This window comes from Rheinheimera pacifica (assembly GCF_024809855.1).
Classification (GTDB): Bacteria; Pseudomonadota; Gammaproteobacteria; order Enterobacterales; family Alteromonadaceae; genus Alishewanella; species Alishewanella pacifica_A.
Genome location: NZ_JANUEM010000003.1, coordinates 327,482 through 342,776, shown reverse-complemented (window position 1 = coordinate 342,776; position 15,295 = coordinate 327,482). Strand labels below are relative to the sequence as shown.

The following is a 15,295-nucleotide window of genomic DNA, read 5'->3' as shown; positions in this document are numbered from 1 at the left end:
GCTCACTGGTTTGTCAGCTCACGCCAGGAAACCCTGCCCTGTAAAAAGCCGGGAGCAACATTAACATCCGCAATCCGGGTATCAGCCAAACCTGTTATCAGGCTGGCGGTGCCATCGTTGTTATCAAACACAACAGGCTCGCTGGGCATGCCATCAAACCGTATACCTGACACAGGTGTATTAACACCGCCCACACTCAACCCATCATCGCCGTCAATATTGCCATCTCCGTTACGATCAAAATACATATAATTAAGCCTGCTGCCGGTGTAAGGGTTTACCGCCATAACCCAGCCACTGCCCTGTGGGTTACAATCATTATCACCAGGTGCTATTGTATTTATAATCAAGCTGTTACCTACAACTTGCGGCCTGTTTACAATACGTTCCCGTGCGTCACTCAGGTCAATGTACCAGCCCCGTTTTCCGGCCATATCATATGGCTCGCCGGGCTCTACGGCACGTGCGTTATCCTGCTGGGCAATAATGTCGCGCGGCTTCAAGTCAGAGCGGTTATTGATCTTTACACCATCACGGATACCGTACCAGGTGTTTGCATCACTACGTAATGGATCTTCTGCAGAGAGCATTTTACCGGTACCAAAAAATATCCATAAATAGCCTGTTGTAGGCTCTGAAGATAACGATACCCCACCGGTAACCGGCTGTGGGTTGCCGTTATGATCTACGGCTTTAAACAAGGGGGCGCCGTTATATGCCACATTCCACATAGCCGGGTTATCTGAAGATAAATCGAATTTCCATATATTGCCGAGAATATCGCCGGCAAAAAACCAGTCCGTATTCCCATCACCGTTTTGGTCCCAACCTTCAACCTGCCCCAGACCATTGGGCACACCGCTGTTTGCTTCAAGCTGTTTAAGCACATTACCGTTTTCAAGATCAATAACCAGCAAACCTGCTTTATTACTGCTGTTGTTATAACCGTAACCAGCTATTGCTGCCCATTTGCCGTTATTAAGCCGGGCAATGACGGGCTTGTTAGTGGTAATACCTAACTCAGCATAACGTTTATCCCATAACACTTTTGTTGCGCCATTACTTTGCAACGCCTGCGGGCTCGACACATCAATGGCAAATAAGCTGTCTCCGCCGCGACCAAGCGAGCCCAGCAAAATTGAGCGCCAGCTACCATTAATGTAAGCATCAAATACTACTGATGAGCCATCAACATAGTACTTATGCTGATAATCTATACTGGCAAAAGCAGCTAAGTCTGCACTTTCAGTCAGCATTTGCCTTGGCACATAAGCCATAATCTCAGTGCCGTTATTGCCATTAAAAGCATGCAGCATACCGTCGTTAGCACCAACATAAACAACAGGTGTCCTGTTGCTATTGGCAGTAAGAAAAGCTCTGTAGCTACTTGCACCATCCCAGTTATAACGCTGATAGTTACGATTTACCGGCACACCAACATACGCCGGTGAAGAATTAGCAATATCGCCCAGCAAAGACACCCTGCGGCGAAACTGCGCATTTGTACCCACCTCTAATTCCTGATTGCCCCGCAGGTAATTCACTAAATTTGTTTTCCCACTTAGCGCATTGCCATCAGCTGTGACATTTTCCGCAGTAAAAGCAGCTGCGGTACCATTTTTTCTACCAAATAAAATATTGCGGGCATTCCATGCCGGGAAATTGGACTCCCACACTGGCGTATTGACATCATCGATATTAAAAGACTTAAGCGAGCCGCTCCATTCACCTGAGTTAAAGCTGCCCTGATAAACAAAATTATCAGCCTGTAATGATGTTGTAGTACCGGCAAGGTTAGATGCAGAAGCCACCCGTTCAATAATGGCATTTAATGTGCGTTCCAGCTGGGTAGCAAAATCATCCGGTTTATCTGCAGTAAAAAATCCGCCCCGGCTATTTACAGAAGCATGTAACAGATCATCAATCTTGGCACTGTTTTTCGCAGCTTCAGTGCCGGTAAAAGGGCTTGCCCAACTGATCCTGGCATTACTATTGATCGCCGCAAAAGCAGTTACCGGATCAACATTACCAATTACGCCCAAACCAATACCAAAGGTCACCATATGCTGCCAAAAGGCCGGATTGATGGTACTGGTGGGCACGCGGTTATCTAAATCTGTACGTAAGTCATTCTTCCAGTACTTCATGGCTACGTCGGCCAAAGTGGTGCTATGCCCGTCCGTAAAAGGTGCCACAGCAGTGTAGCGGTAACTGGCACCGGTATCGCCTGCCGGCCTCAGTATGGTATTGCCTGCTGAACCATCCTGGTTACCCACGTTTGCAGCAGTATCACCATCAGACCAATATCCATCCGTCATTAAAATAGTAAAACTCTGCCGGCACGATATATGGTCTATTGATTGTTCTGTGCCGCTGCCGGGGTTTATACCCCAGGGGCCGCGGCTATCGGTGCGGGAAAAATAACGCCCTGCGGCATCAAGTGCGGTAAGTAGTGGCGTACCTGCCGCCGGTATATCCCTGCTATAAAGATCCGAATAAAAATTGCTTTTGGCCGAGTCTTTAAAATCACGCACGCCCCTGACAATCACTTCGGTGTTAACACCATCTACAGACGAGCTGCTTTTGTTTAATGCACCAAACCCCACCCGCATTTTTTCAGATTGGCCGACAAAAGCGCGGCCAATGCCTGCCCGGCTGGTTAAAATACGCGAGCGATGATAGGTGTACCAGTTGGCAAAATTTTGCATCTCCTGGGTATAACTACAGACACCGGCAGAGCAATCTGTGCGTTTATTACGGCCATGGCCGCTGTAAGATGCAGTAGTACTTCTGATTTCAACTTTTGTATAGTTGCTCCATTGCCAGGCACTGCCGCTGTTAAGATAAAAATAAGTCGCAGGCCAGAAGCTACGGTTATTGGTGTCATAGCTACAACTACCGCTGGAGTTACATTTATACCAGCGGTTGCTGTTGTAACGGCCATTATTGCGGGTTAAATCGCGGGCAAGAGAATTGACGGTATCCGCCGAAGGGCAGGTACCGGTTAGCATAGGGTTGTGCCAGGCACAGGCAGGTGCGGCATTAGGGAAACTGGTACCATCCGCTCTGACCCAGGGCTTATAAGTTACAGCCGGATCGTAATAGCTTTTATTATTCTGCACCGATCGGGTAAAGGCGTTATAAGCGTCGCCGTTTTCTACAGTAGGCACATAGTTGCTGTAATCACTTGAACCATAGACGCCGTTAGCCCGGGGGAAAATATAGCGTTTATCCGAAAACATGATTTCATCCGGCAACAGTTCAAATTGCATTGAGCCTGAGTCATCAATAATAAACATAATATTGGGAGGCACAGCACTGCCCGTTTGCAGCGGTGTGTTAGATATTTCAATAGCAGCATGCGCAGTCGTTGCCCCAAGCAACAAACCTGCAACAAAGGCAAACCTGAACGACGGGTTAAATCTGAACATATTCATGAATGCCTCCTCAGCGACGCCAAATGGTCTGTAAGGTTACTTCGGCCCGCCCCGGTGTTGCGGGCACTCTGGCTGTAATGCGAAAAGTAGGCTCCAGACAGCCGGCAGGAGGGGTTGTTGCCCGGTCACATTCGGGAGGGAAAATCCAGTCGCCCATATATTCAATAATATAATTAGCAGGATTCGCCATACCGTCATTCATCGCAGGAGCCTGCACCCAGGTAACAACCTGGCCAGGCGCCCAGCGATCCGGTAATAATGGATCAGGAATATCATAAACGCCGGCGTTGTTAATCAGCGCAACAGGGCCTCCGGGTAAAGGCGCCGCGGCCAGTAAACGCTCTGCCACCAGCAAAGCGGCTTCTGCCTGCTGCAGTGCTAACTGCCTGTCATACAGGTTACCCGTCATTTGCTCCTGCACTGTAGTGCGCTTCATATTACTGACAGCTAACAGTGTAATAGCCAGCAAAAGTAATAAGCTAACAACCAGAGCAACGCCTTGCTGCTTATATAAGCTACTTTGCATAATCACCCCAGCCTGTTACGTAATGACACCAAAAAGGTGATCGTTCTGACATTGTCAGGCACGTTTTGCCCCTGCAATACCGCATCGTCAAGCGTAACACTAACGTTTACTGCAGTTATGCGCCCCCACTGCCCTGCAGCGGTTACAGCAGCCGCCTGTTGGAACAACCCGGTATCACCATTAAGGTACGCAAACTGCAAATCAGCTACGCCGTATAACACTTCTTCATTAACCTGAGCGTCGCCCACTAACGACGCCCGGTACAAAGACATCACGCCAGCATCATCCCGGCTGGGGGCAATAAACCAGGCAACAGACTCAAAACGCATTAACATAGCGTTATTACTAAATCCCCGCGCCGGGCTGAGCCCACATGCCCAATCATCCTGTCCCATAAAGCCCAGATTTGCATCACAGTTTAAACCTGCTGCGCCATGGGTAACTGACGTTGCGTCGGCTTCATTAACCTGAAAAATACTTGCCAGGCTTTCATCACAAGCAATAGCAACTTCTCCGGCTGCCAACACCGGATTAGTGTTTAAACTGATAACTGAGCCATTGTAATTACTGATAGAGTTGTTAGCGCCAGAGCCAAACATCAGCCTTAAAGCCTGAGTGCCGTTAGCAGGTTGCAGGCCGTTAATTACACCAACAGGTGCCGCAAGCCCCTGAATACCTGAGCCGGTAGTCCAATCTGCCCATGCTGGCCGCACACCGGCTATAGCTATAACATTTGATATCCGCATACTGTTATTACAGCCGGAAAAACCCGCATTGCGGATATCATGCGACATCAACTGAAAACTGAGCCGGGCAATGCTTTGCATATCACTTAATGCCGCATTAGCTCTGCTGGTGGTCTGGTTAGCTATAAATATTCCTATAGCACCGCCCAATACCAACAGGCCAAGTACCATAGCAATCATCAGTTCAACGAGTGAAAACCCCCGGATACGCATATTCATGGCATCACCTGAGTGACAATCGTATTTTCAGTATTTAAGCGCTCGTCGCCCCAGGTAATAGTAACGGTATATCTGTCACCCTCCCAACTGACAACAGGGCAGGCATCTGCACGGGTTGCCTGCTTCACATCCTGAACCCAGGCGGCAGTTCCCAGTACATCACTACCGGTGCAGTCGCTAAAGGCATAGTTGCCCAACCGGGCCGCTTGCGGATTTGCTCTGAATAACTCAGCTAAAGTGTCTGTCAGTATTACCGCCATGGTTTTTTCCAACGAGCTGTTAGTGTGGCGCATACTTGACGTTTGTAGTGCCGCAACACCTAATAAGCCAATACCTAATACCAGTACCGATACCAACACTTCCAACAGTGAAACGCCATGTTGCTTAGTAAAAGTGTGAACGCCATTATGCATATTATTGCCCCTACGCCGGATTTGCCGGTACAGGACAATTCTGCCCTGCATTGATGCTGACAACCCTGGTACGCCCACCGGAGCGCATTTCCAGATCCCGGCTATTCTGAGATATCGGCATATCGGGTAAGCAAATGCGTAACGCCCCATTTAACGGATTATTGCCATTACCGCTTCTAAGCAGCCCCTGCGGGCTGAAACGCACAGAATGCCCGACTCCGTCTATTGCCGCATTGGCTACATTGCTGCTGGATAACACAACAAAGCGAGCTGAATGAATAATTCCGGTTGCTATGACAGTAACATCTGTAGTTCCGCGCACCAGCCAGCCTTGCCAGCCTGTGGCAGGTGGCACAGAGCAACTCTCTCCGTCTGAGCTATGGCAAAACACTATGCTTTCATTTCGCTTTATTGCCTCGGTACGTGCCAGAATAAGCGCTGCCAGCATTTCATTAGCCTGCGCGGTTAAACGGTTGCTGTTGATCAGGTTGGTAAAAGAGGGCACCGCTACGGCAATCACAATAGCCAGCACGGCTACAGTCACCATTAGCTCAACCAGCGTAAAGCCATGCTGCAGCTTTAGCGGCCAAATAGTATTGGGATGTTTTTTTCTTTCAGCAGTTATCATTGCCGTAAAGTCTCTGCGAAATACCAGACACATTTTCATCTGCAAACTTTACGTCAATAATTAAACAACAGGCATGATTTTCACGACAGGCGGTGACATTGCCAGACCAACGGCAAGCTAACAATCAACACAGATTACTGCGGATATTCGCCACTTCGCGCCGGCTGACTTCCAGCTTTTCGTTGCGCCCGGCCAGCACCACCCAATGCTTGCCGTTAGCGTTGATTAAACGCTGAAAATAAGCTTTATTGATCATGGTACTACGGTGGATCCGCAACAGCTGATCAGGATAGAGTTGCTGTAATTGCACCAGACTTTGTTCAATTATGGCTTCTCCTTTGCTAAATACCATCCGCACATATTTATCTTCAGCATTAAAATAAAGCACGTCTTTAAGCTCTACCTGGCGCCTGATCCCTGCCTGTATGTAACTTAACTTTGGCCCTGAGGTTTTGCGCTCCAGATGAGCCCTCGTTTGAGTGCCCAAACGTTGCAGTGCCTGCGCCAGCCGCTCAGGCGATACCGGCTTTAACAGATAGTCTGCCGGACTGGCCTGATATGCATCAAGCGCGTGTTGCGGGTGAGCTGTAACAAAAATAACCGCCGGGGGTGTTGCCAGTGTCAGAACGTCCGTTGCCAAAGACATACCATCTGCCCCCGGCATAGCAATATCCAGCAGCAATAAGTCAGGCTGTAAGGTATGAATAAGCTGCATTGCCTGTGCGGCAGTTCCGGCTTCGCCAACACACTGATACCCGGTCTGCAGTGCCAGTAAACGCTGCAATCTGGCGCGGGCCAGCGGCTCGTCATCAACAATAAGCACTTTCATTGGTTGCTATCCTTCGGCAATACCAGTTTTACCCTGAACCGCCCCTCGCTGGTTGCACTGTGTAATTGCGCAGCGCTGCCATAATGCAATTGCAAGCGCTGGCGAATATTGTCCAGTGCCATGCCATTACCAGCTTTTTTGCCAGCCGGTGGCCCCAGCGGATTAGTAATGACAATACTGACTGATTGGCGGCTTTCTAACAGTGTCAGGTGCAACCTGGCTGGTTCAGCACAATTTTCCACGCCGTGGCGCACTGCGTTTTCCAGCAGCGGCTGAATAGTGAGCGCTGGCAGGCTAAGTTCCGGAATATGCTCAGGTACATCCCACTGCACTGTCATGCGCTGGCCTAAACGCCATTGCTCCAGCGACAAATATTGCTCAGACAAGCTTAATTCTTCAGCAAGAGACACGGTTTGGCCGGCATTTAATGCAGCCCGGAACAACGCTGATAAATTGAGCAACGCCTGCTCTGCAGCGTTAGGGTCAATCTGGGTAAGCTCCGCTACAGTGTTCAGGCTGTTAAATAAAAAGTGTGGTTCTATACGGGCCTGTAAAGCGCTTAACTCAGCCCGGCTTTGCGCCCGGACCTGTTGGCTACGCTCGGTGTGAATAATAAAAAACTGTATGGCGATAACGGCAATAATCAGGCTAATCATCATATTTGCCAGTACAAATGCCGGTAAACTCTGCAACATAGGCAGGTTTTGGCTGGTAAGCCAGGAATGGGCAATAACACTGACAAAGATAGTTATTACCTCAAACAGCATAATGCAGCTAATCAACATACCAGCAGGTTTAAGGCGGTTGAGCTGACGGCGTAACTGACAAAAACAGATGGTGGTAAGTAACGCCACCCAATGCACAAATACACTGATGAGGCCCAGCCTGAGCCAGGGATCTGCTGTTACGCCGGGGGCAAATGCCAACACCACCGACACAGCCTGCGCCATAACCAGCAACCGCAAGACAAAACGGCCATGGCACAGATAGGGAAATTCCAGCGCGGGTAAAGCCCGGTTTATTTGCATACGTTTGCCTGACTGTTTAACTATCAAGCAGCATACTATAACAACACGGGCAAACAAATATGGCTGAGCGCGCTACACGTCAGCCCGCTATTAACGCAGCTCTGCCGGGATAGCAAATACCACATTTTCTTCACGGCCGGGGTTTTCACTTACCGTCTTACCACCCCACTGCTGCAACTGTTTAACTACCTGTTGCACCAGCACTTCAGGCGCCGACGCACCGGCAGTTACGCCCACCGCTTTTACACCGTCAAGCCAGTTTTGCTGAATATCATTGGCGGTATCAATTAAATAAGCCGTGCAGCCCATTTTATCGGCCAGTTCGCGTAAACGGTTGGAGTTACTGCTGTTTTTCGCCCCGACCACCAGCAATAAATCGGCTTTGCCGGCTAAATCGCGCACCGCATCCTGCCGGTTTTGCGTGGCGTAGCAGATATCGTCTTTGCGTGGGCCTTCAATCTCGGGGAAACGCTCACGCAGTGCGTCTATTACATCTGCGGTATCATCCACCGATAACGTGGTCTGGCTGCTAAAACACAGTTGTGCCGGTTTTTTCACCTTAAGCGCCGCTACATCATCAACCGATTCCACCAGATAAATGCCACCTTCAGCGTTATCATACTGGCCCATGGTGCCTTCTACTTCCGGGTGGCCGGCGTGGCCAATCAGAATACACTCTATGCCTTTACGACTGGCACGGGTCACTTCCATATGTACTTTGGTTACCAGCGGACAGGTGGCATCAAATACTTTTAAACCGCGCTGTCTGGCGTTTTCCCGCACAGCTTGTGACACTCCATGCGCACTGAAAATAACGATATTGCCATCCGGCACCTCGTTCAGTTCGTCAACAAACACCGCACCGCGACGGCGCAGGCCGTCTACCACAAATTTATTGTGTACCACTTCGTGGCGCACATAAATCGGCGGCTCGTACAGCTCCAGCGCGCGCTCAACAATACTGATGGCACGGTCTACTCCGGCGCAAAAACCGCGCGGATTGGCTAATAGAATATCCATAACTCAGCTTACCTGTACTATTTCAACGCTGAAGGTCAGCGTCTGCCCGGCCAGCGGGTGGTTAAAATCTATCGTAACGGACTCACCTACCACTTCACGTACCAGGCCGGGCATTTCAGAGCCATCCGGCATGGTAAAGCCAATGATCATACCGGCCTTAGCCGGTGCATCGGCAGAAAACTTACTGCGGTCAACATAGTAAATATTATCCGGGTTCGGCATGCCGTAGGCATCCTCCGGCGCCAGCGTAAAGGTTTTTTTATCACCGGCTTTCAGGCCGTTTAGCTCTGCTTCAAACGCTGGCGAAATACTGCCATCGCCCATTTCTAGTTTGGCCGGTTTGTTGTGCACCCGGGTACTTTCTGCCGCGCTGCCATCTGATAACTTAATATCAAAGTGAAAAATAACGCTGCTGTTGGCACCTATTACTGCGTTTGTCACTCTTTCACCTCGTTATTACTAAAGCTGTCCCAAATAAGTAAGGCTGCACCAATACAGATAGCCGAGTCGGCAATATTAAACGCCGGGTAGTGCCAGTTTTGATAGTACAGATGAAAAAAGTCTATTACGTAGCCATAGATACTGCGATCAATTAAGTTACCTATAGCACCGGCCAGCACTAAACTCAGCGCCAGGTTTAGCTTTAACTGTGCCCTGCTGTTGCGCGCCAGCCACACCGCCAGCACACAGCTTATTACCACAGCAATAATGGTAAAAAACCAGCGCTGCCAACCGCCTGCATCGCTTAAAAACGAAAACGCAGCGCCGTAATTACGCACATAGGTGAAGTTAAAAAACGGCAGCAGTTCAATAGAATCGAACAACTGCATATTGGCTATCACTACCTGTTTGCTAACCTGATCAGCTAACAGCACCAACAGCATTAACCACCACAGGCGCCAGCCGGTATCTTTAAATAATGCCATTATGCAAACGCCCGTTGTTCACCTTCACCTTCTACGTTACTCACGCAACGCAGGCATAAATCGGCATGTGCCGCATTAGCCCCCACATCATGGCGGTGATGCCAGCAACGGCCACATTTAGCTGCCGTTGAAGCCGCTACCTGCACAGTTAAACCAGCTAGTTCAGTTTGCACCGCATCTGCCGGGGCATTAGCGGTACTGACCTGAGCTGTAGAGGTGATCAGTACAAAGCGCAGCTCGTCACCCAGTTTGGCTAAATCGGCGGCCAGCGCTGCTGAAGCATATAAGGTAACTTCAGCTTGCAGTGATGCACCGATTTTATCTTCGCGCCGCGCCGCTTCCAGCACTTTGTTAACTTCATCACGCACCTGCAGCAATTGCTGCCAGAAGGCATCGTCAAACTTACCACCGGTAACGCCGCTAAAACCGGTATACCAGACATCAGTAAACACAAACTCTGCCTGCTGGCCTGGCAACTCCTGCCAGATCTCCTGCGCGGTAAAGCTCATTACCGGTGCCATCCAGCGCACCATAGCCTGTGCAATATGATACAACGCAGTCTGACACGAGCGCCGTGCTACGCCATTGGTATGAGCGGTGTACTGGCGGTCTTTAATAACATCCAGATAAAAACTACCCAGTTCAACGGTGCAGAAATTCATCAGCTTCTGGCTTACCTGATGGAACTGGTAGTTATCGTACGCGTCGATAATTTCCTGCTGCAATTTAGCGGCACGGTTTACTACCCACAGATCCAGTTCAACCATCTTATTGAACGGCACTAAATCGGTGGCCGGGTTAAAGCCGTTTAAGTTAGCCAGTAAAAAACGCGCGGTATTGCGGATGCGGCGATATTTATCCGCTGCGCGGTTTAATATTTCATCCGACACTGTCATTTCTGAAGTGTAATCGGTAGTGGCAACCCATAAGCGCAGAATATCCGCGCCTAACTTGTTCATTACATCCTGTGGTGATACCACATTGCCTAAAGATTTAGACATCTTGCGGCCATCACCGTCTACGGTAAAGCCATGCGTCAACACTTGTTTGTACGGCGCTTTGTGTTTGATGCTAACACCGGTCATCAGCGACGACATAAACCAGCCACGGTGCTGATCGGAACCTTCGAGATATAAATCAGCCTGATCAGCGCCGCCAAATTCCGGACGTGCCTCAACCACGCAGGCGTGGGTTACACCGGAGTCAAACCAAACATCCAGAGTATCAGTTACCTTAACGTATTGTTTTGCATCGTCACCCAGCAGGGTTTCAGCGGTTAAATCAAACCAGGCCTGAATGCCGTCTTGCTCAACCAGCTTGGCTACCTGCTCCATTAATGCCTGAGTATTGGGGTGCAATGCGCCGGTGTCTTTATCAACAAACAGTGCAATAGGCACACCCCAGGTGCGCTGACGTGAAATACACCAGTCTGGCCGGCCTTCCACCATTTTTTCAATCCGCTGCTGGCCCCAATCTGGGATCCAGCGGGTTTGTTCAATTTGCTCAAGCGACGTAGCACGCAGCCCCTGCTGTTCCATGCTGATAAACCACTGCGGTGTGGCGCGGAAAATTATCGGTGTTTTATGCCGCCAGCAGTGCGGATAGCTGTGCTTGTAAGCCTTATGCACCAGCAGTGCACCGGCATCTTTTAACGCTTCTACTACACTGTCGTTGGCTTTAAATACATGCTGACCGGCAAACAGCGGTGTATCAGGCAGGTAAACGCCGTTGGCGCCTACCGGGTTAGCCACTTCAAGGTTATATTGCTTGCCCACCACAAAGTCTTCCTGACCATGGCCAGGCGCCGTATGCACACAACCGGTACCAGATTCAGTGGTAACGTGCTCACCCATAATCAGCGGTACGCTAAAGTCATATAACGGGTGTTGCAATTGCACTAATTCCAGTGCTGCGCCCTTGGCAAAACCCAATGCGTGGTAGTGTTCAATACCAGCGCGCGCCATCACGTCTTTTACCAGATCGGTAGCCATAATTAAGCGCTCAGCGCCCAGTGGCCCCTGCTCTACCTGCACCAGGCTGTAATCCAGTTTGGCATTTAATGCTACCGCCCGGTTGGCCGGGATTGTCCAGGGTGTGGTGGTCCAGATCACGACCGACACTTTACCGCTGCCGCGTTTACCTTCGGGATGATCAAACAAATCTACCGTAGCATCGTCCAGCACCGCAAAACGTACGTCAATTGCCGGTGATACTTTATCCTGATATTCCACTTCTGCTTCAGCCAGCGCTGAGCCACAGTCGGTACACCAGTGCACCGGCTTAAAGCCCTGCTGCAAATGGCCGTTAGCAATAATTCTGCCCAGCGAGCGGATGATATTGGCTTCAAAGCCATAATCCATAGTACGGTACGGGTTTTGCCAGTCGCCCAGCACACCTAAACGAATAAAGTCAGTGCGCTGTGCATCAATTTGCGTGGCAGCGTATTCACGGCACTTCTGCCTGAATTCTGCCGGTGTCAGCTTGGTACCCGGCTTGCCGTATTTTTTCTCGACTACCAGCTCAATCGGTAAGCCGTGACAGTCCCAGCCCGGAACATAGGGTGCGTCAAAATCGTCCAGCGTTTTCGCTTTAACAATAATATCTTTCAGAATTTTATTAACCGCATGCCCGATATGAATATTGCCGTTAGCGTAGGGTGGGCCGTCGTGCAGAATAAAGGTTTTTTTACCTTTTTTGGCTGCACGGATTTTGCCGTACAAATCGGCCTCGGTCCATTTTGCCAGCATTTGCGGCTCGCGCTGCGCCAGATTGGCGCGCATCGCAAAAGCCGTTTCCGGCAAATTCAGGGTATGCTTGTAGTCGCTCATCCGTTGGGTTCCGTCTTATCAGTAGTGGCATGCGCTGATGTTAAAGCGTCATGCTGAAAAAATGCTTTTGCTGCTATCACATCAGCAGCAATTTGTTGTTGTAATGCGGCTAAACCGTCGAAGCGTTGTTCGTTACGCAACTTATGCTGCAGTAACACCTCTATTTGGCTGCCATATAAATCGCCTTTAAAATCAAACAAATGTGCTTCAAGCTGTTGCCGCTGGCCTTGTACAGTTGGCCGGTTGCCAATATTAGCCACGCCATAATAGCGGCCAAATACCGTGTTCGCCGTAATAGCGTACACGCCAGCTACCGGCAGCTTACGCCGGTATAAAAATACATTGGCAGTAGGAAAGCCCAAATCACGGCCTAATTTGCGGCCATGGCGCACACGCCCGGTTAAAGCAAAAGGCCGGCCCAGCATTTCTGCCGCCAGCGTTAAATTGTCATCTGCCAATGCCTGGCGGATCAAGGTGCTGCTGATCCGCTGCTGGCCTAACACTAAGCTTGAGGTACTGTACAAGCTAAATTGATACTGCTCAGCCGCCGAAGCCAATAATTCAAAATTACCGCTACGCTTACTGCCAAAACGGAAATCATCACCAACAATTAAATGTGCTACACCAAGCTGTTTTAATAACAACTGCTGAATAAACTGCTCAGGAGCCTGAGCAGCAAATGCAGGCGTAAAATTAACACATAACAACCGGTCTATACCCAACTGTGCCAATGCTGTGTATTTTTCCCGAAACCGCGTTAAACGTGCGGGTGCCGCAGCACCGGCGAACACCTCCAGCGGCTGCGGTTCAAACAGCATTACGCAAGATGGCAATTGCATTTGTCTGGCAATAGCCACTACTTTATGCAGCACGGCCTGATGCCCCAAATGCACACCATCAAAATTACCTATGGTAAGCACACAACCACGATGCCGGGGCTGAATATTGTGTAAGCCGCGAATTAACTCCATGCCTGCCGTTTCTGAGTACTGATTATAAACCGCGCATTATAGCCACTTAATCATTTGCTTTCAGCAACAGAATTGGCTTTAAAATGCCGCAAACGCACACCAAGCAGCCCCAATAACAGAAAATACCCGGCAACGGCCAGCAGACACAATGCACTTAAACGCCACACCTGTGCAGTAAAACTAAGCTGCACCCACTGTGCCAGTGTTGGTGTTTGCCAATACAGCAACGCCGCCATCAGACAGCTGGCAATAACCAGCTTCAGCAAAAATACCAGGCTGGCTTTACTTAATTGGTATACCCCGGCCAGTTTTAAACCACGGTACAGTAAAAACGCATTTAAACTGGCTGACATCGCCGTAGCCAGCGCCAGACCGACATAGCTTAAAAAAGGTGCCAGCATCAGGTTAAACACCATATTGGCTACCATGGCAATAATGCCAATACGTACCGGTGTTTTAATGTCCTGGCGCGCATAAAAGCCCGGTGCCAATACTTTTATCAGCATATAGCTTAATAAGCCGGTGCTGTAAGCAATTAAGCTGTACGACACCATCAGCACATCGTTCTGGGTAAATTCACCACGCATAAACAGCAAAGCGATAATAGGCTGCGACAGCACCATTAAACCTGCCATGGCCGGTATACCAAACAGGGCAACAAAACGCAGAGACCAGTCCAGCGTATGGCTAAAACGCTCAGTATTGGCAGTGGCATGATGGCGGGATAAATTTGGCAGAATTACCGTTGCGATGGCAATACCAAATAATCCCAGCGGAAACTCTATTAAGCGGTCAGAGTAATACAGCCAGCTAACCGCACCGGTAAGTAAGAAAGAGGCAATGACGGTATCAAGCAGTAAATTTATCTGGCTTACCGACACACCAAACAGTGCTGGCAGCATAAGTTTGCGGATTTTAGTGACGTTTTCATCGCGCCAGCCCCACTTTGGCCATACCAGCACACCGGCTTTGGCTAAAAACGGCAGTTGAAACAGCAACTGTACTACACCGCCGATAAATACGCCCCATGCCAACGCCAGCGCAGGCTCTTCCATAGTGGGTGCCATATAAACCGCGCAGGCAATCATAGCGATATTTAAAAACACCGGCGTAAAGGCCGCCACAGCAAAACGGTTATAGGTGTTAAGCACAGCACCCGATAACGCCACCAGACTGATAAACCACAAATAAGGAAAAGTAATTTTTAGCATCAGGCTGGCCAGCTCAAATTTATGCGCGTCCGGGCCATCGTTTAGCCATTCAACAAACCAGCCCATACCAAACAGCATCGCTACCAGAGGCGAGGCAATCACACCAAATAAGGTTACCAGAGTAACAACAACACCCAGGCTGCCAGCTACTTTGGCCAGTAATTCGCGCACTGCATCATCGCCATGTTTGGCTTTTACTTCGGCCAGCACCGGTACAAAGGCTTGTGAAAAAGCGCCTTCAGCAAATAAGCGGCGCAGGAAATTAGGAATACGGTTAGCAAAAAAGAATACGTCGGCAGCGGCACCGGCACCAATAAAGTTGGCTACTACTACATCGCGTACCAGCCCCAGTACACGCGAAATTAACGTCATAAAGCTAACGATGAGGCCTGATTTTAATAACTTTGCAGACACTTAAACTTCCTTCTTCTGGCAAGCTGCTATTTTGCCCCTTTATTAACGCAGATTACCAGTAGGCCACCGGATTAAAATCTGCGTCTTTACCGTTAAAGC

General features: G+C 49.5%; 13 protein-coding genes. All 13 read right to left on the bottom strand.

Annotated features, from left to right (window positions below; translation table 11 throughout):
• Positions 1–2: 2 nt before the first annotated feature.
• The 13 genes from M2404_RS06705 to murJ all read right to left on the bottom strand — a co-directional run bounded on the left by M2404_RS06705 (position 3) and on the right by murJ (position 15,196).
• Positions 3–3,437, bottom strand: a complete 3,435-nt coding sequence (locus M2404_RS06705) for a pilus assembly protein (protein ID WP_259238958.1) — start codon at positions 3,435–3,437, stop codon at positions 3–5.
• A gap of 10 nt (positions 3,438–3,447) precedes the next feature.
• A complete protein-coding gene (locus M2404_RS06700) occupies positions 3,448–3,963 on the bottom strand; it encodes a pilus assembly PilX family protein (protein ID WP_259238957.1) in 516 nt (171 codons plus the stop codon).
• A 2-nt stretch (positions 3,964–3,965) separates the two neighbouring features.
• The gene (locus tag M2404_RS06695; RefSeq protein ID WP_259238956.1) at positions 3,966–4,928 is read right to left on the bottom strand and encodes a PilW family protein; all 963 of its coding nucleotides are present in this window, start codon (positions 4,926–4,928) and stop codon (positions 3,966–3,968) included.
• Complete coding sequence (pilV, locus tag M2404_RS06690) at positions 4,925–5,341, bottom strand: type IV pilus modification protein PilV (protein ID WP_259238955.1); 417 nt, start codon at positions 5,339–5,341, stop codon at positions 4,925–4,927. The genes M2404_RS06695 and pilV overlap by 4 nt, the downstream gene beginning before the upstream one ends.
• A gap of 10 nt (positions 5,342–5,351) precedes the next feature.
• Positions 5,352–6,008, bottom strand: a complete 657-nt coding sequence (locus M2404_RS06685; RefSeq protein WP_259238954.1) for a GspH/FimT family pseudopilin — start codon at positions 6,006–6,008, stop codon at positions 5,352–5,354.
• 85 nt (positions 6,009–6,093) lie between these two features.
• Positions 6,094–6,798 (bottom strand): LytR/AlgR family response regulator transcription factor, encoded by a 705-nt coding sequence (locus tag M2404_RS06680; RefSeq protein WP_259238953.1) that lies wholly within the window; start codon positions 6,796–6,798, stop codon positions 6,094–6,096.
• The gene (locus M2404_RS06675) at positions 6,795–7,826 is read right to left on the bottom strand and encodes a sensor histidine kinase (RefSeq protein WP_259238952.1); all 1,032 of its coding nucleotides are present in this window, start codon (positions 7,824–7,826) and stop codon (positions 6,795–6,797) included. Before M2404_RS06675 ends, M2404_RS06680 begins: the two co-directional genes overlap by 4 nt.
• A gap of 90 nt (positions 7,827–7,916) precedes the next feature.
• Positions 7,917–8,846: a 4-hydroxy-3-methylbut-2-enyl diphosphate reductase gene (gene ispH, locus M2404_RS06670; protein ID WP_259238951.1), complete on the bottom strand. Its 930-nt coding sequence runs from the start codon at positions 8,844–8,846 to the stop codon at positions 7,917–7,919.
• Between the two features lie 3 nt (positions 8,847–8,849).
• Positions 8,850–9,287, bottom strand: coding sequence for an FKBP-type peptidyl-prolyl cis-trans isomerase (fkpB, locus tag M2404_RS06665; protein ID WP_259238950.1), 438 nt, complete (start codon positions 9,285–9,287; stop codon positions 8,850–8,852).
• Positions 9,284–9,772, bottom strand: coding sequence for a signal peptidase II (gene lspA / locus M2404_RS06660; protein ID WP_259238949.1), 489 nt, complete (start codon positions 9,770–9,772; stop codon positions 9,284–9,286). The genes fkpB and lspA overlap by 4 nt, the downstream gene beginning before the upstream one ends.
• Positions 9,772–12,600 (bottom strand): isoleucine--tRNA ligase, encoded by a 2,829-nt coding sequence (ileS, locus tag M2404_RS06655; protein WP_259238948.1) that lies wholly within the window; start codon positions 12,598–12,600, stop codon positions 9,772–9,774. Before ileS ends, lspA begins: the two co-directional genes overlap by 1 nt.
• Positions 12,597–13,571: a bifunctional riboflavin kinase/FAD synthetase gene (gene ribF / locus M2404_RS06650; RefSeq protein ID WP_259238947.1), complete on the bottom strand. Its 975-nt coding sequence runs from the start codon at positions 13,569–13,571 to the stop codon at positions 12,597–12,599. The genes ileS and ribF overlap by 4 nt, the downstream gene beginning before the upstream one ends.
• A gap of 50 nt (positions 13,572–13,621) precedes the next feature.
• The gene (gene murJ, locus M2404_RS06645) at positions 13,622–15,196 is read right to left on the bottom strand and encodes a murein biosynthesis integral membrane protein MurJ (RefSeq protein ID WP_259238946.1); all 1,575 of its coding nucleotides are present in this window, start codon (positions 15,194–15,196) and stop codon (positions 13,622–13,624) included.
• Between the last annotated feature and the right edge of the window lie 99 nt (positions 15,197–15,295).

Bases quoted from the DNA above. Each gene is read 5' to 3' on its own strand.
- M2404_RS06680 (WP_259238953.1), bottom strand. From the start codon at position 6,798: ATGAAAGTGCTTATTGTTGATGACGAGCCGCTGGCCCGCGCCAGATTG.
- ribF (WP_259238947.1), bottom strand. From the start codon at position 13,571: ATGGAGTTAATTCGCGGCTTACACAATATTCAGCCCCGGCATCGTGGT.
- M2404_RS06705 (WP_259238958.1), bottom strand. From the start codon at position 3,437: ATGAATATGTTCAGATTTAACCCGTCGTTCAGGTTTGCCTTTGTTGCA.
- ispH (WP_259238951.1), bottom strand. From the start codon at position 8,846: ATGGATATTCTATTAGCCAATCCGCGCGGTTTTTGCGCCGGAGTAGAC.
- M2404_RS06675 (WP_259238952.1), bottom strand. From the start codon at position 7,826: ATGCAAATAAACCGGGCTTTACCCGCGCTGGAATTTCCCTATCTGTGC.
- M2404_RS06685 (WP_259238954.1), bottom strand. From the start codon at position 6,008: ATGAAAATGTGTCTGGTATTTCGCAGAGACTTTACGGCAATGATAACT.
- lspA (WP_259238949.1), bottom strand. From the start codon at position 9,772: ATGGCATTATTTAAAGATACCGGCTGGCGCCTGTGGTGGTTAATGCTG.
- ileS (WP_259238948.1), bottom strand. From the start codon at position 12,600: ATGAGCGACTACAAGCATACCCTGAATTTGCCGGAAACGGCTTTTGCG.
- pilV (WP_259238955.1), bottom strand. From the start codon at position 5,341: ATGCATAATGGCGTTCACACTTTTACTAAGCAACATGGCGTTTCACTG.
- M2404_RS06695 (WP_259238956.1), bottom strand. From the start codon at position 4,928: ATGAATATGCGTATCCGGGGGTTTTCACTCGTTGAACTGATGATTGCT.
- M2404_RS06700 (WP_259238957.1), bottom strand. From the start codon at position 3,963: ATGCAAAGTAGCTTATATAAGCAGCAAGGCGTTGCTCTGGTTGTTAGC.